This window comes from Serratia sp. TSA_198.1 (genome assembly GCF_052686505.1).
Genome location: NZ_JBQZFP010000001.1, coordinates 1,831,002 through 1,854,736 on the forward strand (window position 1 = coordinate 1,831,002; position 23,735 = coordinate 1,854,736).

The window sequence follows — 23,735 nt, forward strand, 5'->3', positions numbered from 1 at the left end:
ATTATCAAATAAAGTCATTCAATCAGGATCCGCAGGATGCGGATCGCCAGGGCCAACCGCTATGTCACAGTCGCCTATCACACCTTACGCCACCTCTTGCTGCATTGTCGGTGGTGGCCCCGCCGGGCTGATGCTCGGCTACCTGCTGGCGCGGGCGGGGATTAACGTAACGGTGCTGGAAAAACACGCCGATTTCCTGCGAGATTTTCGCGGCGATACCCTTCACCCTTCCACGCTGGAAATCATGCATCAGCTTGGCCTGCTCGATGAGCTGCTGGCGTTGCCGCACCAACGCGCGGAGACGCTGCAGGCCGAGATCGCCGGGCGCGATATCACGCTGGCAAACTTCACCCGGCTGCCGACGCGCTGCAAATTTATCGCGTTCATGCCGCAGTGGGAGTTTCTCAATTTTCTGGCGGAAAAGGCGGCGGCCTTTCCTGAATTCACGCTGATCAAATCGGCGCAGGCGCACCGGTTGCTGTACGATCGCGGTCAGGTATGCGGCGTGCTGGCGGATACGCCCGAAGGCCCGATCCGCGTGCGCAGCCAGTTGGTGGTCGGTACCGACGGGCGCAACTCGGTGGTGCGCGAACAGGCGGCGCTCGACAGCCGCGCGTTTGGCACGCCGCGCGATGTGCTGTGGCTGAAGATCGATAAAAAACCCGGCGATCCAGCCTGGTCCATGGGCCACACCGGCCCGAAGCAGAACTTCATCATGATCGACCGGGGCGAATATTGGCAGTGCGGATATTCCATCGATAAAGGCAGTTTCGAGGCGATTCAGCAAGACGGCCTGGAGAGGTTTTTGCTGCACATCGCCGAAGTGGCGCCGTTTCAGGACGATCGCCTGCAGGACATCCAAAGCTGGCAACAGGTGAAGCTGTTGAGCATTCGCATCGACAGGCTCGACAGCTGGGCCAAACCCGGCGTGCTGTGCATCGGTGACGCCGCACACGCCATGTCGCCGATTGGCGGTGTCGGGGTGAATCTGGCGATTCAGGATGCGGTCGCCACCGCCAACAGCATCATTCCTCCGCTGCGCAGCCACAGCCTGCAACTGAAACACCTGCAGCAGGTACAGCGCCGGCGCAATTTCCCCACCAAAGCCACCCAATTCCTACAGATCAAGATGAGCCAACGCAGGCCGAAAAAACGCCGCACCGGCGGCAGTTCCAGCCTGATGACCCGCGTCGGCAACAGCCGCTGGCTGCCGCACCTGTTCGGCCGTATTATCGGGCTGGGGTTTCGTCGGGAAACACCGAAGCATCTTGACGGGTGAATCACTACTGCGGTCTGGAAAACGTGACGAAAATGGACGACAGAAGGCATTACTCTACAGATCCGGTAGGCTGTGCAAAGTCTGCGTTAAATCACTCCTCTTCCAGGAGGGTAATCCCCATTTGATCCGCCAGTTGCAGGAGATGTCTTACCACTTTTCTATCCGTTACAGGCAGGGTTTCCCCCACAATAGATAATGCATTTTCGCTCAAGCGATCGCCAAAAAACACGTATGCATTGCCAGGATGCTGTTTTGATGGCCAGACCAGCCCCTGAACTTCTTTATACTGTTTGTGAATAGCCTCAGCCCATTGGCGGGTAACACCATACTGTGCAGCATCGCAATGGGTTACCTTTTTTGATGCCCGCATCTTGGCTAAACCGGGTTGATCCAGTTCGGCCAATTCCAATGCCTTATTGACCACCAGTTCGGTGTGAACCAGCCCTGCAAGCCGTGCAGTAGCGAACTCAACTTTTACTTGAGAAAAATCAACATCGTGTAACGGGACTTCACAAAAGGCTACCTTGGTGCTGTCACCGGCATAAGCCGTGGCAATGACTCGGCTGTCCTCATTAACTATCGGGCTGAATCACGCGTCTCCTTGTCTGCTGGCATTAAAGGCGTCACCGGCATATTTTTCCCTATGAATACGATAAAGCGGCGTCCCTGCCTCTAAAATACGCTTATTGATATTGATCTTTGCAGCCGGTGGCACCAAATCATCAGCCATGCTGTGCCCCCTCTTTCTCTTTACGAGCAGCATGCAAAACGGCAGCGGGATCTTTCTGCAAGAGTTCTCTAGGTTTTTTCCCGTCAAGCCAGCCGTTTGCCGTCCCCATCCAACTTGCCATTGACCATGGGCTTTTTGTTCCCTCAAAAACGCTCAATATCTCTTTAAGGACTTTTAGTGGCTGATAAGCCTCATCAAGAGCGTAAGCAGGATAACGATCATGGCCCTCAACGTTGATCGCGAAAATTTTTCCGCGCTGCTTCCACCCGTTCGGGCCGGCACTGCGATTACGGTTGCTGAACCCAGCCTTATCGGAAAGATCGGATGAGGTCAGCCAGGTGGAATCTGCCAGTATGTACTGACGAAGATCCTGTTTTCTGACTTCATTTCTGCCACGGAATGCTTCAAAACCATCAAAAATACTGGCTTTTGATCCCCCACCAATAGGAGACGTCTCAGCAGGCTCTTCTGCTACTGGCCGTTTCATCCCCACCTCCCTAGCAATCTCCAACATTTGCATTGCCGCACGGGGATCCAGGGTAGGGTCGTTTACAATGGCTACTAATTTTTCCCGCAACGCCGCATTCCTGGCAGTATCCTTATCACCGCGTTTTGCTTTATTGTTCCCGGCATCGACTTCAATAACCAAATACCGAGTCGTGTGCTTACCCGGTTTAAGATGCTGTAACTGATCGGCAGTCAGCATTTGCATTGAAATGCCATGGCCTGAACGGCGATGAGTCTGTTCTTTAGTCGTCATACTGCCTCCATATACAGATATTGAGTATATTGAGTATATTGAGTATGGAATTGAGTGTCTAAATTTTCACCACCAACCTATCGCCAGTATTCTGGCCATAACCCACAATGAGGCCCCTATGTTCACTATCCGCCAGGCTTTGATCGGTGATTTGTTGCTGGTTCGCGATGTCGGCATTCGTACCTATCAGGCGCATTTCGGCGAACTTTGGCACTATAAAGAAGAAATGGACGCTTTCTTGGCGCAGGATTTTGCGGTCGAGGCGTTAGAAAAAACGCTGCAGGATCCGGAAGTTTGCTGGCTGCTGGGTTATGAAGGCGAGGATCTGGTGGGCTATGCGCGGCTGAATTTCAACAGCCTGCTGGCGCCGACGCAAACCACCGGTGCAGAGCTGCAGAAAATCTATTTTCTGCCGGAATACGCCGGCCGGGGTTACGGCCAACTTTTCTTTGAGCAGGTACAGCTACGGGCTGTTGAACGGCAACAACCCATGCTGTGGCTGGAGGTGTTGCAACGCAATACCAGCGCCCAGCGTTTTTATCAGCGCCAGGGGCTGAGCCTGTGCGGCGAGACCTGCTACACCAGCGCGCAAGGTTCCATCGGCATCTGGTATATGAACAAAGCGCTGTAAACACAGCGCTTGCCCCGCCCTATCAGGTCGGAAACTCCAGCGCGTCGGTCAAATCCCCCAGCGGTTTTTGGCCGCGTGCCACCATCGCTTTATCGCGTTCAACCAATCCTTCCAGCGTCGGCAGATCGAATACCCGGCTGATCAAGCGCAGGATCGAGCCGGTATCGTATACCTTGTGATCGACATAGCCTTTACGGGCGAACGGCGAGATGATCAACGCCGGAATGCGCGATCCCGGCCCCCAACGATCGCCCTGCGGCGGCGCAACGTGATCCCACCAGCCACCGTTTTCGTCGAAGGTGATCACCACCACGCTGTTGTTCCACTGCGGGCCGTTACGCAGGCTGTTGATGATGTGGGCGATATGACGATCGCCGGCTTCCACATCGGAATAGCCGGCATGCATATTGAGGTTGCCTTGCGGCTTGTAGAAAGTCACCGGCGGCAGCGTACCTGCCTCTACCGCCGCCAAAAAGGCGTTGGTGGCAGGTGAGTCGCCAATGCCGCCGTCGCGCAAATGGGCTTCTCGTGCCTGTGGGTTGCCCGGCCCCAGATTTTCGAAGTAATTTAACGGCTGATGGTGATACTGGAAGTCCGGCGCGCCGGGGAAATCGCCCTGATCCTTGCGGTTGTCCAGCGCATACTGCCAACCGCCGGCGTACCACGCCCAGTCGACGCCCTTCTGATTGAGCAAGTCGCCGATGTGCAGGTGCTTTTGCGGCGGCAACACATTGGGCTGGGCGGCATCCGCCAGCGTAGGGTCTTTTTCATCCCGGGTCCACGACGGCCAATACGGCGGCGCCATGGTGTTTACCGCATAGCCGTCCGGCGTCAGCAGGCTCTTGCCAAACAGCGGGATGCCGAACGACGCACTGACCGGCGAATCGCCCAGCGGCTTCAGGCGCGGGTCGGCCGCGTCATCGCTTTCAAGCTGGGCAATGCCCTCTTTGGCGATAGAGTTTTGTACGTCGGGGTAAAACGGCGGGCGGGCGCAGACCAGATACTGATGATTGAGAAAGGAGCCACCAAAGGCGCCCTGGAAAAAGTTGTCGCACAGGGTAAATTCCTGCGCCAGCGTCCACAGCCGCAGGTTATAGGCGCCGTCACCGTAGTAGCCCATGGTCAGCGCGCCGGAATCCGCCCAGGCGACAAACTTGTCGTTTTTACCGCCGTTGATCTGCATCTGGTTTTGATAGAACACGTGCCACAAGTCACGCGTCACCACGCCGTGCGGCAGGTTCTCCCCTTGCGGCCCGGTCAAGACAAACGGCTGATTCGGCAACTGATTGGTGAATACCGCCTCCTCGCCAATGCTGTAATTAACGTGCCCGACTTCCTGCGCCTTCGGCACCAACCCTTTCCAGATTGGCGGCAGCGTATCCAGCAGCCGATCGTCGCGGTCACGCTGCTGGTACTCTTCGGGCTTGAGCGCCGACAGCGGTTTTTCCACGCCGGGGAAATTGGCGAACAGGTTATTGAAGCTGCGATTCTCGGCATAGATCACCACCACGTTTTTCACATGGCGGCGCAGCAGCGGGTTTTGCGCACCTTCCGGCAGGCCGCTCAACAGCAGTTTCTTATTGCCTTCACCGGCAGCATTGGCCAGCGGCGCAAGGGTGGCGCCGACGCTCAACGCCGTCGCCCCCGCCAGAAAACGGCGGCGCGCCGGGTTAGCAGGTTGTTGCTCGTTGTCGCCCGCAGCCGGCGGCAGATCGTTATGCGGTTTATCGCTCATGTGCCTTCCCTATAAAATTTTAACTTGTTGATTTGTTATAAATTTATTTAAGAGACATTATGCTAGGACACAGTTATGAACGAAATGTGACAGTGGGCGGCAGGTTAGCATTTGGCAACACTTTCGCGAGGATTGCCGCAGTTTAATCACTCGCCCGCCTGGCTGCCGGCTCAGCGCGCGTCCCGTTGCACCATCAACAACATCAACGTCAGCGCGTTGGGCAGCATATACAGCAGCGCGCCCAGCTGCACCGCCAGCGGGTTGTCCCTGGCCTGCCAGGCCATGAACCAGTCGCCGGCCACCACCATAAAACCGAGGCCCCACACCGCGATCGCGCAAAGCGCGCCCAGCATCGCCCAGGCCTTGCCTTTGGCAAACGCCGCATAAGGGTGGCCCAGGTGTTTCACCATCAATACCATGCCAAAAGCTGCCGTTATGCCGGCCAGGGATTCCAGCAGGGTAATCAGCGCCAACCCGACCATCCCGGCCCAGGGCGCGGTAACGGCGCGCCACATCAACCCAGGCACCTGATAGGTATCCTGCATACTGAGCAGCGGCGCTACGGCATGGCGGGCGGTTCCGGCAAAATCCGCCGTATTGTTCAACAGGCTGAAGATGCCCCACAGGGCCGGGAACAGCGACAGGACGATGCAAGACAGGCGTGATACCGTGACTTCGTTCATAATTATCCTTAATTATTTTATGTGTATACCCGATTCCCCGAGATGACTGCGGTTTACAGTCGGTAACTTGCTGGAGTATCTTAACGAACATATTGTAAGAATTAATCTTACAACAGTAGACACCTTTGACGGAGGCTCACAATGGGCAGAACACTAACGGTAGATCTGGGTGAAGAGCTGCGTAGTTTTGTCGAAGGCCTGGTAGCCAGCGGCGACTACCGCACCCCCAGCGAAGTCATCCGCGAATCGGTACGTACCCTGCGTGAACGTACGGCAGCATCGAAGCTGGAAGAGCTACGCCGCTTGATCGCCGAAGGTGAAAATAGCGGTGATGCCGTAGAATGGGATCGTGATGTGTTCATGGATAAATTGAAAGGTTACTCTCAACGTCCAGCCTCAAAATAAACCCCCAACCCGTTAACAAAACTCAGATCGCCACCAGCCCGCGCACCCCGTCCTGCTCCATTGCGCTGCCGGCGCCGCGCTGCACGATGCTGCCGCGCGACATCACCAGATAGCTGTCCGCCAGCTCGGCGGCGAAGTCATAGAATTGCTCCACCAGCAGGATCGCCATATCGCCACGCGCCGCCAGCTGTTTGATCACCGAGCCAATCTCTTTGATCACCGAAGGTTGGATCCCCTCCGTCGGCTCATCGAGGATCAACAACTGCGGCCGGCAGGCCAATGCGCGGCCAATCGCCAATTGCTGTTGCTGCCCGCCGGAGAGATCGCCGCCGCGCCGATCCTTCATCTGCCGCAGTACCGGGAACAGCTCATAGATGTTCTCCGGCACGCTGCGTGCTTCGGTGCCGGAAAAGCGCGCCAATCCCATCAGCAGATTCTCCTCCACCGTCAGGCGTGGAAAGATCTCCCGCCCCTGCGGCACATAGGCCATGCCCGCCTGCACCCGCTGATGCGGTTTTCTGCCGTTGATCACGCTGCCCTGCCAATGGATGGTGCCGCTCTTGGCCGGGATCAGCCCCATCAGGCATTTCAGCAGCGTAGTCTTGCCCACGCCGTTGCGCCCCAGCAGGCAGGTCACTTCGCCGATATTGGCCTCAAACGACAGGCCGCGCAGAATGTGGCTGCCACCGTAGTATTGATTCAGTTCGTTTACTTGCAACATAGCGACTCCTCAGCGTCCCAGATACACGTCGATCACCTGCTCATTGGCCTGCACCTGCGCCAGTGAACCTTCCGCCAGCACCTGGCCCTGATGCAGCACGGTGACGTGGTCGGCGATGGTTTCGACAAACCCCATATCGTGCTCCACCACCATCAGCGAATGCTTGCCCGCCAGCGAGCGAAACAGCTCGGCGGTGTACTCGGTTTCCGCATCGGTCATGCCCGCCGCCGGCTCGTCGAGCAGCAGCAAATGCGGCTCCTGCACCAGCAGCATGCCGATCTCGAGAAACTGCTTCTGCCCGTGGGACAGCAGCCCGGCAGGCCGGTGCCGTTCGTGGCTCAGCCGCAGGGTTTGCAACATTTCATCGATACGATCGCGCTGTTCGCTGCTCAGCCTGGCGCGCAGGCAGGCCCACACCGACTTCTGGGTTTTCTGCGCGATCTCCAGATTCTCGAACACCGTCAGCGCTTCGAACACCGTCGGTTTCTGGAACTTGCGGCCAATGCCGGCCTGGGCTATCTGCATCGGGTCCAGCGCGGTCAGATCGACGGTTTGATCGTAAAACACGCTGCCGCTGTCCGGCCGGGTTTTGCCGGTGATCACATCCATCAAGGTGGTTTTGCCCGCGCCATTGGGCCCGATCACGCAGCGCAGCTCACCCACGCCGATCTGCAGTGAAAGATCGCTCAGCGCGCGAAAGCCGTCGAAGCTGACGTTGATGTTATCGAGCACCAGCACCGGGTCGGTTTGTTGGCGGTGCTTGTCGGCAGGCAGCGGCTGGGTAAACAGATCGTCGGTCATTTGCAGCGAATTCATTGCGGTTTCCCCTTGCGCAACAGGCCGATAACCCCTTTCGGCAGGAACAGCGTGACGATGATAAACATCAGGCCAAGGAAGAATTGCCAGTATTCCGGGATCGCCACGGTGAACCAGCTCTTGGCGCCGTTAACGATACCGGCGCCGAGCAGCGGGCCCACCAGCGTGCCGCGGCCGCCCAGCGCCACCCAGATAGCGGCCTCGATCGAGTTGGTCGGCGACATCTCGCCCGGGTTGATAATGCCCACCTGCGGCACATACAGCGCCCCGGCCAGCCCGCACAGCACCGCCGACAGCGTCCAGACAAACAGCTTGAAGCCTTTGGGATCGTAACCGCAGAACGTCAGGCGGTTTTCCGCATCTCGCACGGCGGTCAGCACCCGGCCGAACTTGCTGCGCGCCAGGGCGAAGCCGATAGCCAGGCTGGCGGCCAGCAGCAATACCGTCGCCAGAAACAGCGCCACCCGCGTGCCGGTGGCGGTAATCGGGAACCCCAGGAGCGTGGTGAAACCGGTGAAGCCGTTATTGCCGCCAAAGCCGGTTTCGTTACGGAAGAACAGCAGCATGCCGGCGTAGGTCAGCGCCTGGGTCATGATCGAGAAATAGACGCCCTTGATTTTTGAACGGAAGGCGAAGTAGCCAAAGACAAAGGCCAACACGCCGGGCACCAATATCATCAGGCACAGCGCCCAGGCAAAATACTGGGTGCCGCTCCAGAACCAGGGCAGCTCGCTCCACGACAGAAATGACATGAACGCCGGCAGGCCGTCTCCCGCCGCCTGGCGCATCAGATACATGCCCATCGCATAGCCGCCGAGAGCGAAAAACAGCCCGTGCCCCAGCGACAGCAGCCCGGCATAGCCCCACACCAAATCGAGCGCCACCGCCACCACGGCGTAGCACAGGATTTTGCCCGCCAGCGTCAGGGTATAGGTAGAGATCGCCAACGGATGGTCCGCCGGCAACAGTGCGAGAAACGGCATGATTAACAGCGCCAGCAACGCCAGCCCGCCGATGCCCAGCGCCAGTCGGGGTGCCTTCTGCACGCCGGTGAGAGTTAATGGTTGGCTCATCAGTCGATCACCCTGCCCTTGAAGGCGAACAGCCCCTGAGGACGTTTTTGAATAAACAGAACAATCAGCGCCAGGATCAGGATTTTACCCAGTACGGCGCCAATCTGCGGTTCAAGAATTTTGTTGACGATGCCGAGGCCAAAGGCCGCCACCACGGTGCCGGCCAGTTGCCCCACGCCGCCGAGCACCACCACCAGGAACGAGTCGATGATATAGCCCTGGCCCAGCTCCGGCCCCACATTGCCCAGTTGCGACAACGCCACCCCGCCCAACCCGGCGATGCCGGATCCCAGACCGAACGCCAGCATGTCGACACGCCCGGTGGGCACGCCGCAGCAGGCGGCCATCGCACGGTTCTGCGTCACGGCGCGCACGTTCATGCCAAGCCGGGTTTTGTTCAGCAGCAACCAGGTGAGCGCCAGCACCAGCACCACAAGCACAATCACCGCGATGCGGTTCCACGGCAGCACCAGGTTAGGCAGCAGTTGAATGCCGCCCGACAGCCAGGCCGGGTTGGCAACCTCCAGGTTTTGCGCGCCGAACAGCACCCGCACCCCCTGGATCAGCACCAGGCTGATGCCCCAGGTCGCCAGCAGGGTTTCCAGCGGCCGACCGTACAGGTGACGGATCACCATGCGCTCCAGCGCCATGCCGATGCAGGCGGTAATGGCGAACGCCACCGGCAGCGCCACCAACGGATACAGCGCCAGCCACTGCGGCGCAAACTGTTGAAACAGCCCCTGAACCAGGTAGGCCGAGTAGGCGCCCAGCATCAGCATTTCGCCGTGCGCCATGTTAATCACCCCCAGCAACCCATAGGTAATCGCCAACCCGAGCGCCGCCAGCAGCAGGATCGAACCGAGCGAAAGGCCGGTAAACGCCTGGCCAATCAGATCGCCAATCATCAGCCGGTGTTTCACGCTGGTCAGGCTTTTCAAGGCTTCGGCACGCACTGCGGCGTCCGGTTCGTGGGCGGCGTCGGTCAATGCCTGTAACCTTGGCTGCGTCTCTGGCGAGCCCGAGCTGCCCAGCAGCCGCACGGCGTTGAGGCGCACCTGCGGGTTGGCGTCGGCCAATTGCAGATTCGCCAGCGCAATGCTCAACGCATCATGCACCTGGGTGTTTTTTTCCTGCGCCAGCCGCTGGGCCAGCAGCGGCAGTTGATCGCTTTGCGCCTCGCGTTGCAGGGCCTGCGCCGCCTGTAAACGCACCGCAGGATCGTCGCTAACCAGCCGATGCGCCGACAGTGCGTTGGCGATCAGAATGCGCAGCCGGTTGTTCAACCACACTTTTTTCGGTGTACCGACCGGCGGGGCAACGCCATCCAGCGGGCGATAAGCTTCGCCCTGCTGGATAAAGGCATGTTTGGCCTCGTCGATCACCACGTTTTCCTGCTTCAGCCCCTGCAATAACGGCAGGCGCGCAGCGTCCGGCGCGGTCGCCCACGCCTGCAACAACCTGGCCTGCTGCGTGCGGTTGGCCGCGGCAAAGTCATCGGCCGGCCCCGCCTGCGCGAACATCGGCAGGCAGCACAGCAACCAAAACCAGGAGCGGAAATGGAACAAGAATGGGGATTGCATCAGCGGCCTCCTCTGTAGGGGCCGGGTATGCCCGGCCCCTACCGTTACGACGGGCGCAGCCTGCGGCGCCCCTACGGGAATGCGACGGTTACTTGCCGCCTTTTACCGGGTGATCCGGCTTTTTGTCGTTGCCGGCGATGAACGGGCTCCACGGCTGCGCGCGCACCGGGGCGTCGGTCTGCCACACCACGTTGAACTGGCCGTTGCCTTCAATCTCACCGATCATCACCGGTTTGTGCAGGTGGTGGTTGGTGGCGTCCATAGTCAGGGTGAAGCCCGACGGTGCGGCAAAGGTCTGCCCTGCCATCGCCGCGCGTACCTTGTCGACGTCGGTGGTGCCGGCTTTCTCGACCGCCTGCGCCCACATGTGGATGCCGACATAGGTGGCTTCCATCGGGTCGTTGGTTACGGCAGTGGCGTAGTTCGGCAGGTTGTGCGCCTTGGCGTAGGCTTTCCATTCGCTGACGAACTGCTTGTTGGTTGGGTTATCCACCGACTCGAAGTAGTTCCAGGCCGCCAGGTTGCCCACCAGCGGTTTGGTGTCGATGCCGCGCAGTTCTTCTTCACCCACCGAGAAGGCGATCACCGGCACGTCGGTCGCCTTGATGCCCTGATTGGCCAGCTCTTTGTAGAACGGCACGTTGGAGTCGCCGTTGATGGTGGAGATCACTGCGGTTTTGCCGCCGGCGGAGAATTTCTTGATGTTGGCGACGATAGTCTGATAATCGCTGTAGCCGAACGGCGTATAGACCTCTTCGATGTCCTTGTCCTGGATCCCTTTGGTGTGCAGGAAGGCGCGCAGGATCTTGTTGGTGGTGCGCGGATACACATAGTCGGTACCCAGCAGGAAGAAGCGCTTGGCCGAGCCGCCGTCTTCGCTCAACAGGTATTCCACCGCCGGGATAGCCTGCTGGTTAGGGGCGGCGCCGGTGTAGAACACGTTTGGCGACATCTCTTCCCCTTCGTATTGCACCGGGTAGAACAGCAACCCGTTCAGTTCTTCAAACACCGGCAACACCGATTTGCGCGAGACCGACGTCCAGCAACCGAACACCGCCGCCACTTTGTCCTGGGTCAGCAACTGGCGCGCCTTTTCGGCGAACAGCGGCCAGTTGGAAGCGGGGTCCACCACCACCGGCTCGAGTTTTTTGCCCAGCACGCCGCCCTTGGCGTTGATGTCATCAATGGTCATCAGCGCCACGTCTTTCAGCGGCGTTTCAGAGATGGCCATGGTGCCCGACAGCGAGCTCAGAATGCCGACTTTAATGGTATCGGCCGCCTGTGCGCTCCAGGCCATGCCCATGCCGATCACGGTGGCGGACAACGCAAAAGCTTTTATAAAGTGACGACGTTGCATAATTAAAACTCCCGGTGAATGTTAGGAAACCAACCTTCTTTAAGAAAAACTAACCCTATGGATTTCGAGTTGCAGCTAGGCGGCAAGGGCGGGAGTCCCCGGGAGCTTACTCACGTAAGTGACCGGGGTGAGCGCCCGCAGCCAACAACGCTGCAGCTCGAAAGACGACGGTTATTGCTAAAGCCTTGCCTGGTGCAGCATATGCAAGGTTATTTTCCGTACTTCCGCCTTACTGACGGCAATGTGGTTGCTGAGCAGCGTTTGCGCCTCCTCGGTCTGGTGTTGCAAGATCGCCCGCAGAATGGCGGCGTGTTCGTTGTAGGTGGCCTCGACCCGGGTTCCCTGGGTGAAGTCCAGCCGGCGGATGATGCGGATCTTCTCGGTCAGGTCGCGATGAATGCGCGCCATTTCCCCATTGCCCGCCGCCTCCACCAGCGTCATATGGAACTGCTCGTCGTGCAGCGAGACGGTTTTGCCGTCCTCCAGCCGCGGCTCGTCGATCCAGAAGCCGTTGAGCGCCGCCAGTGGCAGCGGCACGTCTCCCGCCGGGCGCGCGCACAGCCGTTTAACCGCTTCGCACTCCAGCACGATGCGCAGATCGTAGAGTTGCTCGAAGTAGTCGAAATCGAAGGGGCGCACCTGCCAGCCGCTGCGAAAATGCACTTCGACGTAGCCCTCGCGCTCGAGCCAGAACAGCGCCTGACGTACCGGCGTACGGCTGACGTCCATGCGCAACGCCACTTCGTTTTCACTGAAGCGATCGCCCGGCAGCAGATGAAAATCAAAGATGTCATCCTTGAGCTGGAGGTAGATACGCTCCGCCAGCCCCTCCGGCCGCGCCTTGCTGCGGTTATTGGTGATTTGCATAGTTTTCCTCTTGCCGGGCGCAGCATGCGGCGCCCCTGCGTTAAATCCTGAAACAGGCTGAAGCCACGATGCTCAGCTGGCGTGTTCCAGCCACAGCAAAGCATCGCCTGGCCCCACCGGCCGCCCTTGCTGGCAACTGATGCGTTTGATGATCCCGGCGCGCGGCGCGGTGACCGCCAGTTCCATTTTCATCGCCTCAACCACAATCAGCGGCTGGCCGGCTTCTACCGTCTGCCCCGGCTCCACCAGGATCTTCCACACGTTGCCGTTCAGATCGGCGCTGACCAGATAGCCGTCGACCTCTTCCTCATCGCTCTGCGGCGGCAGCAATTGCGCCTCGGCCTCGCTCTCTTGCGCCTGCCAGAGCGTCACTTCATGGCTGAATGCCTGCTGCTGGCGCTGCTGGAATGCGGCGATGTCTTCGGCGTTGTCCGCCAGAAAACGGGTGTACTCGGCAAAGTCGAATTCGCTGTTTTCGATGCGGACCTGCGCACGCCCTTCACGGAATGCCTCGCGCTGCTCATCCAGCTCCTGCTCGCTGACCGGGTAGAAACGCACTTGATCGAAGAAGTGCAGCAACCAGGGCTCACCGGCGTTGAACTGCGGGTTTTTGAGGAATTTGTTCCAGATCGGCAGCGTACGCCCGACCAGCTGATAGCCGCCCGGCGAGTCCATGCCATAAATGCACATGTACATGCCGCCGATACCGACCGTGCCTTCGGCGGTGTGGGTGCGCGCCGGGTTGTATTTGGAGCTGAGCAGCCGGTGGCGCGGATCAATCGGCACCGCGCAGGGCGCACCGAGATAGACATCGCCCAACCCGAGGATCAAATAGCTGGCGTCGAAGATAATGTCGCGTACCTGTTCGCGGTGGCTGAGGCCATTGATGCGCTGAATAAAATCGACGTTGTTCGGCAGCCAGGGCGCAGAGCTGCGTACCGTTTGGCTATAGCGTTCCACCGCGCCCAGGGTGGCGGAGTCTTCAAACGCCATCGGCAGATAAACCGTGCGCGTCGGCACCTTCAGGCGGCTGACGTCGCCCAGCGCCTGTTCACGCGCCAGCAGGCGCTGGAGCAAATCGGCCTGGCCGATAGTGCGGCTGTCGTAACGGATCTGCAGCGAACGCACACCAGGTGCCAGTTCCTCAACGCCGGGGATCGCGTCCTGTTTGAGCGATTGCATCAGCAGATGAATACGCAGCCGCAACGCCAGATCGAGCAGGTTGTCGCCGTACTCCATCAAAATGTAGCCGTCCCCGGCCTGGCGATAGACGACCGAGGGGCGGCCCTCCCCGGCCGGCAACGCGGCGACGATAGCCGCAGAAGCCGTGGCGCCCGGCGTCAGATCCGGCGTCGGCAGGGTTATCGCCTTCACCGCCGCCAGCGCTTCGATACTGCCAAGCTGCGCCTGCTCCAGCGATTGAGCCTGTTTGAAACCGATAGGATGGAAGCGGATGCGGTCGCCCGGCTTCACCTGGCCCACCTTCCACAGCTCGGCTTTGGCGATGGTCACCGGGCAGACAAAACCGCCGAGGCTCGGCCCGTCACGGGTGAGGATCACCGGGAAATCGCCGGTGAAATTAATCGAGCCGATGGCGTACTCGCAATCATGTACGTTAGAAGGGTGCAGCCCGGCCTCCCCACCGTCCTGCCGCGCCCAGCCGGGTTTCGGCCCCGACAAGCGCACGCCCAGCCGGTTGGAGTTGTAGTGCACCTGCCATTCGGCGGCAAAAAAGGTGTCGATCGACTCCGGGGTAAAGAAGTCCGGCGCGCCGTGCGGGCCATAGAGCACGCCGATGTTCCACAGGCTGCCGTATTGCGGGATCAGGCTGTCGTCCATCGCCTGCGGCGCCGCGATGGGGGCCGGGGTGGTGCTGGCCGCCAGCGCAGGCTGGGATACCGCCAGCATATCGGCGACCCGCAGGGTGCGCCCGGCGTGGCCGCCAAACTGCCCGAGGGCGAAGGTCGAACGACTGCCCAGATACACCGGCACGTCGAACCCATTACGCACCGCCAAATAGGTGCGGCAACCGTGCGCGGCGCGGCCCAAGCTCAGGACCTGCCCGGCGCGAACCGCCACCGGCTGCCAATAGGCTACCGCTTCCCCATCCAGGTTCGCCGGGCAGTCGGCGCCGGTCAGGGCGATGATCGCGTCGCAGTGGAAGCGCAAGGTCGGCCCCTGCAAAGTAAACTCCAGCCCGGCGGCGCTCGGGTGGTTGCCGACAATGCGGTTGGCCAGCCGGAAAGCGAAATCGTCCATCGGCCCGGAAGGCGGCACGCCGATATCCCAATAGCCAAGACGACCTGGGTAATCCTGCACGCTGCTGTAGGTGCCCGGTTGCAGCACTTCAATGCTGCTGGGCTGGAAACGGAAGCTGTCCAGCATGCGGGTCCAGACTTTACCGCTCTGGAATTGCGTCGTGGCGATCACCTGACGCAGGTAATCGAGGTTGGTGGCGATGCCGTGCAAACGGGTAGCACCGAGCACCGCGCGCATTTTCTCCAGCGCCTGTTGGCGATCTTCGCCGTGGACGATCAGTTTGGCGATCATCGGGTCGTAAAATGCCGACACTTCACTGCCGGTCGCCACCCAGCCGTCGACGCGCACGTTTTCCGGGAAATGCACCTCGGTCAGCACGCCGGGGCTGGGCTGGAAATTCTTCAGCGGATCTTCGGCATAGATGCGCACCTCGATCGAGGCCCCTTGCGGTGCACGTTGCAGCGCCGCCCAGTCCAGCGCATCGCCCGCCGCCACCTGCAACATGCATTCGATCAGATCCAGCCCGGTCACCATTTCGGTCACCGGATGTTCCACCTGCAAGCGGGTGTTTACCTCGAGGAAATAGAACTCGTCGCGCGCGCCGTCGTAAATAAATTCCACGGTACCGGCGCTGCGGTAATTCACCGATTCACCCAGCGCTACCGCCGCCTGATGCAGCGCCTGACGGGTCGCCGCCGGCAGGTTCGGCGCCGGGGTTTCTTCCACCACCTTCTGGTTACGGCGCTGCAACGAGCAATCGCGTTCGCCGAGCGCCACCACCCGGCCCTGGCCGTCGCCAAAGATTTGCACTTCCACATGGCGCGCCTGATCGACAAAGCGCTCGATAAAAGCCCCGGAGTCGCGGAAGAACTGCTCACCCAGCCGCTTTACGCTGTCGTAAGCTTCGCGCAGCGCCGCTTCGTCGTCGCAGCGCGTCAGACCAATGCCGCCACCGCCGGCGGTGCTTTTCAACATGACCGGGTAGCCAATCCGCGCGGCGGCAGTGACCGCTTCCTCAATGCTGTCCAGCAGGCCGGTGCCCGGCGTCATCGGCACCTGCGCCACCGCCGCCAACTCACGCGCCCGGTGCTTCAGGCCGAATTCACGGATCTGCGCCGCCGTCGGCCCGATAAAGGCGATGCCCGCCGCTTCGCAGGCATCGGCGAATTCGGCGCTCTCGGAGAGAAAACCATAGCCGGGATAGATCGCCTGCGCGCCGGTTTCCACTGCGGCGGCGAGGATTTTATCAATGCACAGGTAGCTGTCGGCGGCCTTTTCGCCGCCGAGCACCACCGCCAGATCGGCCTCGGTGACATGTGGCGCATTGCGGTCGGCATCGGAATAGACCGCCACGCTGGTCACGCCCAGGCGTTTCAGGGTACGGATCGCGCGACAGGCAATTTCGCCGCGGTTAGCGATTAATACAGTGGTAAACATATGCAATCCTCATAGAACGATACCCAATAGCTTTCAGGCTGTGGCCAGGCGGCAAGCAGGCACATCACTCAGGTCAGTGACTGGGGTGAGTCAACGCTGCCAACAACGCCAGGGTCGGAAAGATGACGGGTATAGTTGCGCCAGCCGCCAAATTCAGTGATATCCAATGCGCCTTCCAGCGCCCAGGGTTCGCAGATAAAACCTTTTACCCGGCGGCCATCCGCCAGCAGCAGCGTGCCGATGCCCAGCGGCGCCGGGATCTCCGCGACAAATTCGCCGAAACGCGCCAACGGGATGTCCCACAGCTCAACGCTGATGGCGGCCCCCTGCCCGGTTTTGACCAGCCCCGGTTTGGGCGGCTGAGTATTGGCCAGGGCGTAGAGCCGGTAGCACGGCGCGGTGGCGGTTTGCTCCACCCATACCGCGTCGCGCTGGGTAAGCTGGGTATTCAGCGGCATACCGCTGAGGTGAGCGCCCACCACCGCCACCCGCACATGTTCCACCGATGGCGTCAGTGGCAATGGCGGCGGCAGCGCGCGGCCGGTGGCGCCGAGCGGCAGGTTCTGAGCCTGTTGCCAGCGCAGGCCGAAGGCCGCCAACGCACGATCGTGCCAGGCCGGCGCAATCAGCGTGATGCCGGCAGGCAGGCCGTCGTCGCGCATCGGTCCAGGCAAGGCCAGCGCACTCAGATCGGCCAGGTTGGTAAAGTTGGTGTAGGTACCGAATTGCGAATTGAACAACACCGGCTCCTGCTCCATTTCCGCCAAGGTGCGCAGCGTCGGTGAAGTCGGCACCACCAGCGCGTCGTACTGCGCCAGTTGTTGGCCAATTTCCCGCGCCAGCTCGGCACGCAGGTATTCCGCCTTGTAGGCGTCGCAGGCGCTGTACTTAAGGCCGTTATTGAGGATGCCGCGCACCACCGGGTTGATGGCCTGAGGATTGCTGTTCAGCATCGCCTCGACCGCCACGGTACGCTCCGCGACCCAGGGGCCGTAATAGAGCTGCTCGGCCAGTTGGTGAAAGGAGGTGAAATCTATGGGTTCAAGCGCTACGCCACAGCGTTGCAACTGCGCCAGCGCCCGTTGAAACGCCTGCTCGGCCTGCGTGTCGCCGAAAAACTCGGGCTGCGCGGGGACCGCAAAACGCGGCGTGGCGGGCAAATCCGCCGGGGCGGTGCGGGGATTAATGCGCGAATAGGCGTCGGCTGCGTCATAACCGCCGGCCATCTCGGCCACCAGAGCGGCATCCGCCACCGTCAGGGCAAATACCGAGACAGTGTCATTCAGGCGACACGCGGGCACCACGCCACGGTTCGACAGCCAGCCTTTGGTCGGTTTCAGACCGACGATATTATTGAACCCCGCCGGAACGCGCCCTGAACCTGCGGTATCGGTCCCCAGCGAGAACGGCGTCAGGCCGCGCGCCACCACCGAGGCCGAACCGGAACTGGAGCCACCGCTGACGTAGCGGCTGTCAAAGCTGTTGACCACCGCACCGTGCGGTGAGCGGGTGCCGACCAGGCCGGTGGCGAACTGATCGAGGTTGGTTTTACCGATAACGATGGCACCGGCGGCGCGCAGATTGGCGACGACCCTGGCATCCTCTGCGGCCTGGTAGGTGAATTCCGGGCAGGCGGCGCTGGTCGGCCAGCCGCCGACGTCGATATTGTCTTTCACCGCAAAGGGCACGCCGAACAGCGGCAGACGGCTGATATCCCCGGCGACCGCGTCCAGTTGCTGCGCCAGCTGCTGGTACTGCGCTTCCCGCTGCGCGGCGGTGGCAAGGTAAAGCCAGGCGTTGTCGTCCAGGCTCAGGTCCGACGTCAGCGCCTCCAGCGTGGCGCGCACGCAGGCCATGCGCTCGCCGGCCGGCCTGGTGTGATAATGGTGCTGCCATTCACTGAGGGTGAAACCGCGTTGTTTAACTGGCTGGGTCATCGTCTGAATTCCATCTAGTACACAAGATGGGATTCAATAGAGCAACCGGCGTGCCAATTTTTAATCCACTGATTTCAATAAATTATAATTAAAACTTATGACGGGAGAGTAAAAAACCTGCACCAGTGGCGCGCAATCATCGGACAAAAAAGGTGCAAAAAACGGGAGAAAGCAGCGATCGCCGCTTGTAAACGCAGAATAATATTGTCACATCATGCTCGCTCAAATTTACCGCTGGCGCAGAGAGCTTTACGCCAGCGGCCCGCCTCTGCTGCGCCAATCACTATCAATTCCTGTTCTTTGGTTGAGATCACGCTACCTATAAAATAGAGCATTACACGAAAAAATAATTCTCATCCTCGTGAATGCACAATACCCAGTGAATTGATGTTGTGCCATACACAATACAAAATGAGAATAATTATCATCTATTGACGCCAACATGTTTGCTCGATAGAGTGAAAGAACTGTATATAAATACAGTCATCTGTAATATTTCTTATCAAGGAGAGAGAATATGAGTGGTGGAGATGGGAAAGACGCTCGTGGCCCAACCGGTGGCGTGAATGGGGGACCAACTGGTCTTGGTGGCGGGCCTAATGTCGGCCACGGTGGTACGCTAACAGACACAATCAACGGTGTGACGATGACCTTTGAGGGGGTTCATGCTCTTGATTCTGGTAGCGGCATTCAATGGGGCGGTGGTGACTCAGGCAAGGGCAACAATGGCGGGTCGAAGAGTGGTGCCTCTGGCAGGAAAGCCCTTAGGTCCATACCTGGACACCCTAACGTTGTCGATGGCGGACAACTCACGGGTGATAACAGGGATAAACACCTGTACTATTCTCGCACAGAAGATTTTGTTTATTCCGTGAGTATTGACCGAAACGGTAATGAAAAGGGAACGTTTCAAGTCTCAAGACCAAAGACGAATGAGAGTGATACCCGCACATCATGGGCAAAAGGTGAGGAATACCGAAAAAGTGTGGCTCGGGAGCAGGTAAGGAATTATCTGAATGATGAGAAAAATGCGCTCATGGAAGCCAGCGGTATTATCGCTGATGCGGGTGAGAAAATCAGTAATCATATCAGTGGTCAGTATAAGCGTTATGCTGGCGAAATTGCGAATAACCTTCGTAATTTCCAGGGGAAGACGATCAGAAATTATAAAGATGCCTTAGCCTCATTGAATAATATCATGTCAAACCCCTCGATGAAGGTAAAGCAAGGTGACAAACAAGCACTTATTAGCGCGATGAAAAGCGTTAAGGCTAGTGATTTGGCAAATCGGTTTGGTCACTTTGGAAAATTCTTCAAGGCAGCAGACCTCGCCATCAAGGCTGACAAGATCCGTGATAAGGCTATTGAGGGGTATAATACAGGTAACTGGGCACCCTTGGCATATGAGGTTGAGGCGATGGTACTTAGCGGTATCGTAGGCGCTGTAGCATTAGGGTTGGTCACTGGGATTTTGTCTCTGCTTACATTGTCGGCGCTCTTCACAGCAGCAATAACGATTGCTGCTGCCGCCTTGATTGCCTATGCGACCTCTTATATTGATGCGGCTCTTGCCGAACGGTTTAATAACGAGGTTGTTCGCCCAGCCAATTAATCCCATCATTTTATCCTGGTCGTATTAGGATGGGATAGATTTTAAGAGCCTCTTTTTTAGGCTCTGTTTATGTTATTTTTCTTTAATAAGCAATGAATAGATAACTTTAACCAACATGGCGAGCAAAAAGGTCAATGCGTACAATCCAGAGAACACTACAAAATAATAGAATAAGATATAAAAATCATTGGAGGCAGTCGTCTTCAACAATCTACCTCCGTTATTTATGTCGAATGCACTTATCACAAATATATAAAAAATCACTGCATAAACCGCCAGAAACCCGAGTAAGTAAAATATCAATGATGCCTTGTCTTCGGTTTTAGGGTTTGATTTTACATATTTTAAGTACTTTACTGCAAAATAGATCGAGAACAAGGGTGCCAGTTTGCAATACATACCCAATGGTTTTGTAAGTGCCAGATTGGTTGATGAGATATTGGTACTGATATTTTTAGTCAGCTCCAGGAAATAATATAAAGTAGAACTCTCTGGCACAGCCTTGAAAAAAACAAATATTAGTATTAATGGTAATATGCCGATTAAGCCAATCTTGATGAATTTCTTCCATGCATACAAGTCGTTACTCATGATAAGTCCCTGATTGTTTCCTATGAATTCATTATTGGCTATCTGTGAATCAGTGTCCAGTCATGGTGCGAGGGTTATTATCGTTTATCGCACATCACATTCTCTGTGCTTCACTCCACTTCATCCTGTTGCCTGATTGGGCTTTTATCACGTTATGCAACAGTATAGACCGGGAAACCACGCGCCGGTTTGGGCAAAAGTGGTGGGACAATCCGGTCTTACACTGCCGGAACCGTAAACAAGGCACAAATTTCCACAACAAAATAACACAGGACATTGACAAGCTGAACTCGGACTGGCAACAGGAGCAGCGTCTGAAGGGCATCCGAAATCCTGGCCCCCTGCCTGGTCGCATGATCAGATCATTGCCGCCACCGATTTCATCGCTTGGCATTTCATTCTGAAGGATAAATTTACCGCACTACCACGGCGAAACATGGGTAATCACCAGGATTACTTATGACCCGTATCGTTCAGTCTGTGTTTCAAGAACTATGCTACGTTTTCACGAAGCGGTGACGATGCTCGTCAGATACTACAGAACCGACTCGTCGACCTGAGAAACTACCGTAATCGGCTGATGGCTGAATCCCCCTGAAATCTCAAAATGTGTGTGTGGAACTAAAACGGGTGTACTGACACAACTACATCTGATGCGGATGGCTGGCGGCCCATACAACAGAATACTGCGGGGACAGAAAGAAAAAAGGCGCAATCTTTCGATTACGCCTCTAGTTACGTGAACAGCACAATTACTCGCCGCGAATGCGTTGCGCCAACCCTTTGAGGAAATAACGCAGCATCTGATCGCCGCACGGGCGGAAGTTTTTGGTGCCTTCTTTGCGGAACAGCGCGCTCAGCTCCGGCTTGGAGATGCGGAACTCCACGGCGGTGAAGATCTGGTGCATGTCGGTGTCTTTCAGTTCGAACGCCACGCGCAGCTTTTTCAACACCAGATTGTTGGTGATCGGCAACTCCACTTCCGGTGCCGGGAACTTGTCGTCCTTACCGCGCTTGAGGAACACCAGGCCGTTCAGGAAGTGCGCCATCACTTCGTCCGGGCAGTTTTCGAAACCCGGCTCGCCTTCTTTGATGACGTAAGCGCGCATCGCAGAGACCTCAACGTCGAAATTATCCAGCTTGATAATCTCGGTCATTTTAGCGTCGTTAATACTCAGCATGTAGCGCACGCTGCGCAGCACATCGTTGTTGATCATGGAGTTAAATTGCCTTTAGCTTGTAAACCGGGGAGGTGCGCATTTGATATATCCCCCATGGCTTTCAAGTTGCAGCTAGGCGCCCAGCTCGCTCATCCCAGACGCTTACTCAGGTAAGTCACTGGGGTGAGCGAGTGCAGGTAACAACGCTGCGGCTTGAAAGACGACGGGTATGGCCGCACACCTTGAATATGTGCGGCAGTATAGGGATCGGTGAAGGGTTTCTCAATCGATTTGGCTTTTTTGCCGATACAGCGGGATGTCTTCGCCAATAATGTATTTGTTGCGCAGGAGCGACGACACCTTATCCATCGCCATCACTACCACCACCAGGATCAGGGTGATGAACATCACCACGTCCCAGTTCCACAACCGCATGTTCTCCGCATACACCAGGCCGATACCGCCGGCGCCGACGAAGCCCAGCACCGCCGCAGAGCGGGTGTTGGATTCAATCTGGTACAGGCTTAGCGCCAGGAAGGTGGGAAACGATTGGGTGAAAATACCGTAACGGTGCTTCTGCAAACCGTTGGCACCCACCGCCGTCAAGCCGCGGCTGGGGGATTTATCCACCGCTTCGTGCCCTTCGGCATACAGCTTGCCGAGCAGCCCGACGTCTTGCATCACAATCGCCAGTACCCCGGCCAACGGCCCCATGCCGACGGCGCGCACGAAGATCAGCCCCCAGATCGCCATATCGATGCCGCGTAAAATATCCAGCAACCGCCGCACCACCACCGAGATCGGCCGCAGCAGCGGCGTCGACATCACGTTGCGCGCCGCGAAGAACGACAGCGGCAAGGCGATAAGCGAAGCGGTGATGGTGCCGGCAAACACTATGCCGATGGTGATGAAGATCTGCTGGAAGTAATACATAAACGGCCAGTTGACGAAATCGTGCCAGACGAACATGCGCACAAAGTAACGGCCCAGTTGTTGGCAGCCGTTAACGAACTGCGGCCAGGAGATGCCGAAGAACTGGAAGAAGAACAGATAATACAGCGCGATCGCCACGGCGATAATACCGAGGGTGCGCAGATAGCGGCGCTGCTGCGAGAATATTTCCGGGTGCTGCTGTTTGAGCGTTTGCAGCTCTTGTGCCGAGAGCGTTGGTGCGGTGATCATTTTTTCCCCTCCACGACCCGTTTGCGCAGCTCGCCGGAGGTGTAATCCAGCAGCGAGACCACCAGGATAATCAGTAACAGCGTCATGCTGACCTGATCGTAGCGATCGAGCTTGATATTGGTCATCAGCTCCTGGCCGATGCCGCCCGCCCCCACCAGCCCCAGAATGGTCGACTGACGGAAGTTGATTTCCAGCCGCATAAAGCTGTACGACAGAAACACCGGCTTCACCTGGGGCCACAGACCGAAACGCATGCGTTGCAACGGCGTCGCGCCGCAGGCCGCCAGCCCGCGCACCGGCTTGTTGGACGCGGTTTCGATCGACTCATAAAACAGTTTTGTCAGGCTGCCGATAGTGTGCAGCGCCAGCGCCAAAAAGCCGGGGATGGCGCCAATGCCGAATGCCATCACGAACATCACCGCCCACGCCAGCTCGGGCATGGTGCGCAAAAATGCCACTAACGTGCGGATCGCCAGGCGCAGCGACGCCGGGCTGTGGGTATTGTTAGCCGCCAGAAACGCCAGCCCCCCCGCCACCAGCACCGAAAGAAGGGTCGCCGCCAGCGCCAGTTGCAGCGTTTCCCAGATCAGCGGCAGCTGAATGTTGAGCCGATAACCCCAGTAGGCCAATGAGCCTTCGGTATGGCCATCGGCGAACAGCAGCTTCCAGTGCAGCGTCGGGACGGTTTCCGCCAGGTAATCGAAGAAGTGGGGAATGGACACCCACACAGTATGCAGGTTGAACTCGGCGATGTTGCCGGCGCCCAGGTAGAGCGCCACCAGACCGAGCGACCAGAACAGCGTCTCGCGCTTTTGTTTGCTGCGGATCTGTTGGTAGTAGTGCGCAAAATCTGTATTCAAAATATACCCTTCATCTTTCAAACCGCAGGGGTGTTGACTGCCTTCACTCACCCCAGTCAC

At 58.2% G+C, this 23,735-nt stretch carries 21 protein-coding genes; 4 read left to right on the top strand and 17 right to left on the bottom strand.

Annotation, left to right across the window (positions count from 1 at the left end):
• Nucleotides 1-61: 61 nt before the first annotated feature.
• Nucleotides 62-1,279: an FAD-dependent oxidoreductase gene (locus ACUTSW_RS08730; RefSeq protein ID WP_445584182.1), complete on the top strand. Its 1,218-nt coding sequence runs from the start codon at nucleotides 62-64 to the stop codon at nucleotides 1,277-1,279.
• A gap of 91 nt (nucleotides 1,280-1,370) precedes the next feature.
• On the opposite strand, the gene ACUTSW_RS08735 is transcribed toward ACUTSW_RS08730, so the two are convergent.
• The 3 genes from ACUTSW_RS08735 to ACUTSW_RS08745 are packed head-to-tail and all read right to left on the bottom strand — an operon-like array spanning nucleotide 1,371 to nucleotide 2,769.
• On the bottom strand, nucleotides 1,371-1,859 hold the full coding sequence (locus ACUTSW_RS08735; RefSeq protein WP_445584460.1) for an RES family NAD+ phosphorylase: 489 nt from the start codon (nucleotides 1,857-1,859) through the stop codon (nucleotides 1,371-1,373).
• A 9-nt stretch (nucleotides 1,860-1,868) separates the two neighbouring features.
• Nucleotides 1,869-2,009: a hypothetical protein gene (locus ACUTSW_RS08740; protein WP_232241096.1), complete on the bottom strand. Its 141-nt coding sequence runs from the start codon at nucleotides 2,007-2,009 to the stop codon at nucleotides 1,869-1,871.
• Nucleotides 2,002-2,769, bottom strand: a complete 768-nt coding sequence (locus ACUTSW_RS08745) for a hypothetical protein (protein WP_445584183.1) — start codon at nucleotides 2,767-2,769, stop codon at nucleotides 2,002-2,004. Before ACUTSW_RS08745 ends, ACUTSW_RS08740 begins: the two co-directional genes overlap by 8 nt.
• Before the next feature lie 118 nt (nucleotides 2,770-2,887).
• On the opposite strand from ACUTSW_RS08745, the gene ACUTSW_RS08750 reads away from it, so the two are divergent.
• Entirely contained in the window at nucleotides 2,888-3,400 is a 513-nt protein-coding gene (locus ACUTSW_RS08750) for a GNAT family N-acetyltransferase (protein ID WP_445584184.1), read from the top strand.
• Between the two features lie 22 nt (nucleotides 3,401-3,422).
• On the opposite strand, the gene acpA is transcribed toward ACUTSW_RS08750, so the two are convergent.
• Both acpA and ACUTSW_RS08760 read right to left on the bottom strand, forming a co-directional pair.
• A complete protein-coding gene (gene acpA / locus ACUTSW_RS08755) occupies nucleotides 3,423-5,135 on the bottom strand; it encodes an acid phosphatase (protein ID WP_445584185.1) in 1,713 nt (570 codons plus the stop codon).
• A 170-nt stretch (nucleotides 5,136-5,305) separates the two neighbouring features.
• Nucleotides 5,306-5,818 carry a DUF2165 family protein gene (locus ACUTSW_RS08760; protein ID WP_445584186.1) on the bottom strand — a complete coding sequence of 171 codons (513 nt, stop codon included), beginning with the start codon at nucleotides 5,816-5,818 and terminating at the stop codon, nucleotides 5,306-5,308.
• Nucleotides 5,819-5,959: 141 nt separating this feature from the next.
• On the opposite strand from ACUTSW_RS08760, the gene ACUTSW_RS08765 reads away from it, so the two are divergent.
• The gene (locus tag ACUTSW_RS08765; protein ID WP_063201615.1) at nucleotides 5,960-6,223 is read left to right on the top strand and encodes a type II toxin-antitoxin system ParD family antitoxin; all 264 of its coding nucleotides are present in this window, start codon (nucleotides 5,960-5,962) and stop codon (nucleotides 6,221-6,223) included.
• 22 nt (nucleotides 6,224-6,245) lie between these two features.
• Here ACUTSW_RS08765 and urtE read toward each other — a convergent pair whose 3' ends face one another.
• From urtE to atzF, 8 genes are all read right to left on the bottom strand, one after another.
• Complete coding sequence (gene urtE, locus ACUTSW_RS08770; protein WP_445584187.1) at nucleotides 6,246-6,944, bottom strand: urea ABC transporter ATP-binding subunit UrtE; 699 nt, start codon at nucleotides 6,942-6,944, stop codon at nucleotides 6,246-6,248.
• Between the two features lie 9 nt (nucleotides 6,945-6,953).
• The gene (urtD, locus tag ACUTSW_RS08775) at nucleotides 6,954-7,760 is read right to left on the bottom strand and encodes an urea ABC transporter ATP-binding protein UrtD (protein ID WP_004942114.1); all 807 of its coding nucleotides are present in this window, start codon (nucleotides 7,758-7,760) and stop codon (nucleotides 6,954-6,956) included.
• Nucleotides 7,757-8,833, bottom strand: a complete 1,077-nt coding sequence (urtC, locus tag ACUTSW_RS08780) for an urea ABC transporter permease subunit UrtC (protein WP_004942113.1) — start codon at nucleotides 8,831-8,833, stop codon at nucleotides 7,757-7,759. Before urtC ends, urtD begins: the two co-directional genes overlap by 4 nt.
• Nucleotides 8,833-10,413 (bottom strand): urea ABC transporter permease subunit UrtB, encoded by a 1,581-nt coding sequence (gene urtB / locus ACUTSW_RS08785; protein ID WP_445584188.1) that lies wholly within the window; start codon nucleotides 10,411-10,413, stop codon nucleotides 8,833-8,835. The genes urtC and urtB overlap by 1 nt, the downstream gene beginning before the upstream one ends.
• An 88-nt stretch (nucleotides 10,414-10,501) precedes the next feature.
• The gene (gene urtA / locus ACUTSW_RS08790) at nucleotides 10,502-11,770 is read right to left on the bottom strand and encodes an urea ABC transporter substrate-binding protein (RefSeq protein WP_004942111.1); all 1,269 of its coding nucleotides are present in this window, start codon (nucleotides 11,768-11,770) and stop codon (nucleotides 10,502-10,504) included.
• A gap of 177 nt (nucleotides 11,771-11,947) precedes the next feature.
• The gene (locus ACUTSW_RS08795) at nucleotides 11,948-12,637 is read right to left on the bottom strand and encodes a GntR family transcriptional regulator (RefSeq protein ID WP_445584189.1); all 690 of its coding nucleotides are present in this window, start codon (nucleotides 12,635-12,637) and stop codon (nucleotides 11,948-11,950) included.
• Nucleotides 12,638-12,709: 72 nt separating this feature from the next.
• Nucleotides 12,710-16,333, bottom strand: coding sequence for an urea carboxylase (gene uca, locus ACUTSW_RS08800; RefSeq protein WP_445584190.1), 3,624 nt, complete (start codon nucleotides 16,331-16,333; stop codon nucleotides 12,710-12,712).
• 68 nt (nucleotides 16,334-16,401) lie between these two features.
• On the bottom strand, nucleotides 16,402-18,270 hold the full coding sequence (atzF, locus tag ACUTSW_RS08805) for an allophanate hydrolase (RefSeq protein WP_445584191.1): 1,869 nt from the start codon (nucleotides 18,268-18,270) through the stop codon (nucleotides 16,402-16,404).
• A 517-nt stretch (nucleotides 18,271-18,787) separates the two neighbouring features.
• On the opposite strand from atzF, the gene ACUTSW_RS08810 reads away from it, so the two are divergent.
• Nucleotides 18,788-19,882 carry a colicin-like pore-forming protein gene (locus tag ACUTSW_RS08810; protein WP_445584192.1) on the top strand — a complete coding sequence of 365 codons (1,095 nt, stop codon included), beginning with the start codon at nucleotides 18,788-18,790 and terminating at the stop codon, nucleotides 19,880-19,882.
• 72 nt (nucleotides 19,883-19,954) lie between these two features.
• Here ACUTSW_RS08810 and cui read toward each other — a convergent pair whose 3' ends face one another.
• The 4 genes from cui to phnE (ACUTSW_RS08830) all read right to left on the bottom strand — a co-directional run bounded on the left by cui (nucleotide 19,955) and on the right by phnE (ACUTSW_RS08830) (nucleotide 23,675).
• The gene (gene cui, locus ACUTSW_RS08815) at nucleotides 19,955-20,473 is read right to left on the bottom strand and encodes a colicin immunity protein Cui (RefSeq protein WP_445584193.1); all 519 of its coding nucleotides are present in this window, start codon (nucleotides 20,471-20,473) and stop codon (nucleotides 19,955-19,957) included.
• Between the two features lie 752 nt (nucleotides 20,474-21,225).
• Nucleotides 21,226-21,690: a YehS family protein gene (locus tag ACUTSW_RS08820; RefSeq protein ID WP_004942106.1), complete on the bottom strand. Its 465-nt coding sequence runs from the start codon at nucleotides 21,688-21,690 to the stop codon at nucleotides 21,226-21,228.
• A 225-nt stretch (nucleotides 21,691-21,915) separates the two neighbouring features.
• Nucleotides 21,916-22,815: a phosphonate ABC transporter, permease protein PhnE gene (gene phnE, locus ACUTSW_RS08825; RefSeq protein ID WP_062870061.1), complete on the bottom strand. Its 900-nt coding sequence runs from the start codon at nucleotides 22,813-22,815 to the stop codon at nucleotides 21,916-21,918.
• Nucleotides 22,812-23,675 carry a phosphonate ABC transporter, permease protein PhnE gene (phnE, locus tag ACUTSW_RS08830; protein ID WP_004942102.1) on the bottom strand — a complete coding sequence of 288 codons (864 nt, stop codon included), beginning with the start codon at nucleotides 23,673-23,675 and terminating at the stop codon, nucleotides 22,812-22,814. Before phnE (ACUTSW_RS08830) ends, phnE (ACUTSW_RS08825) begins: the two co-directional genes overlap by 4 nt.
• Between the last annotated feature and the right edge of the window lie 60 nt (nucleotides 23,676-23,735).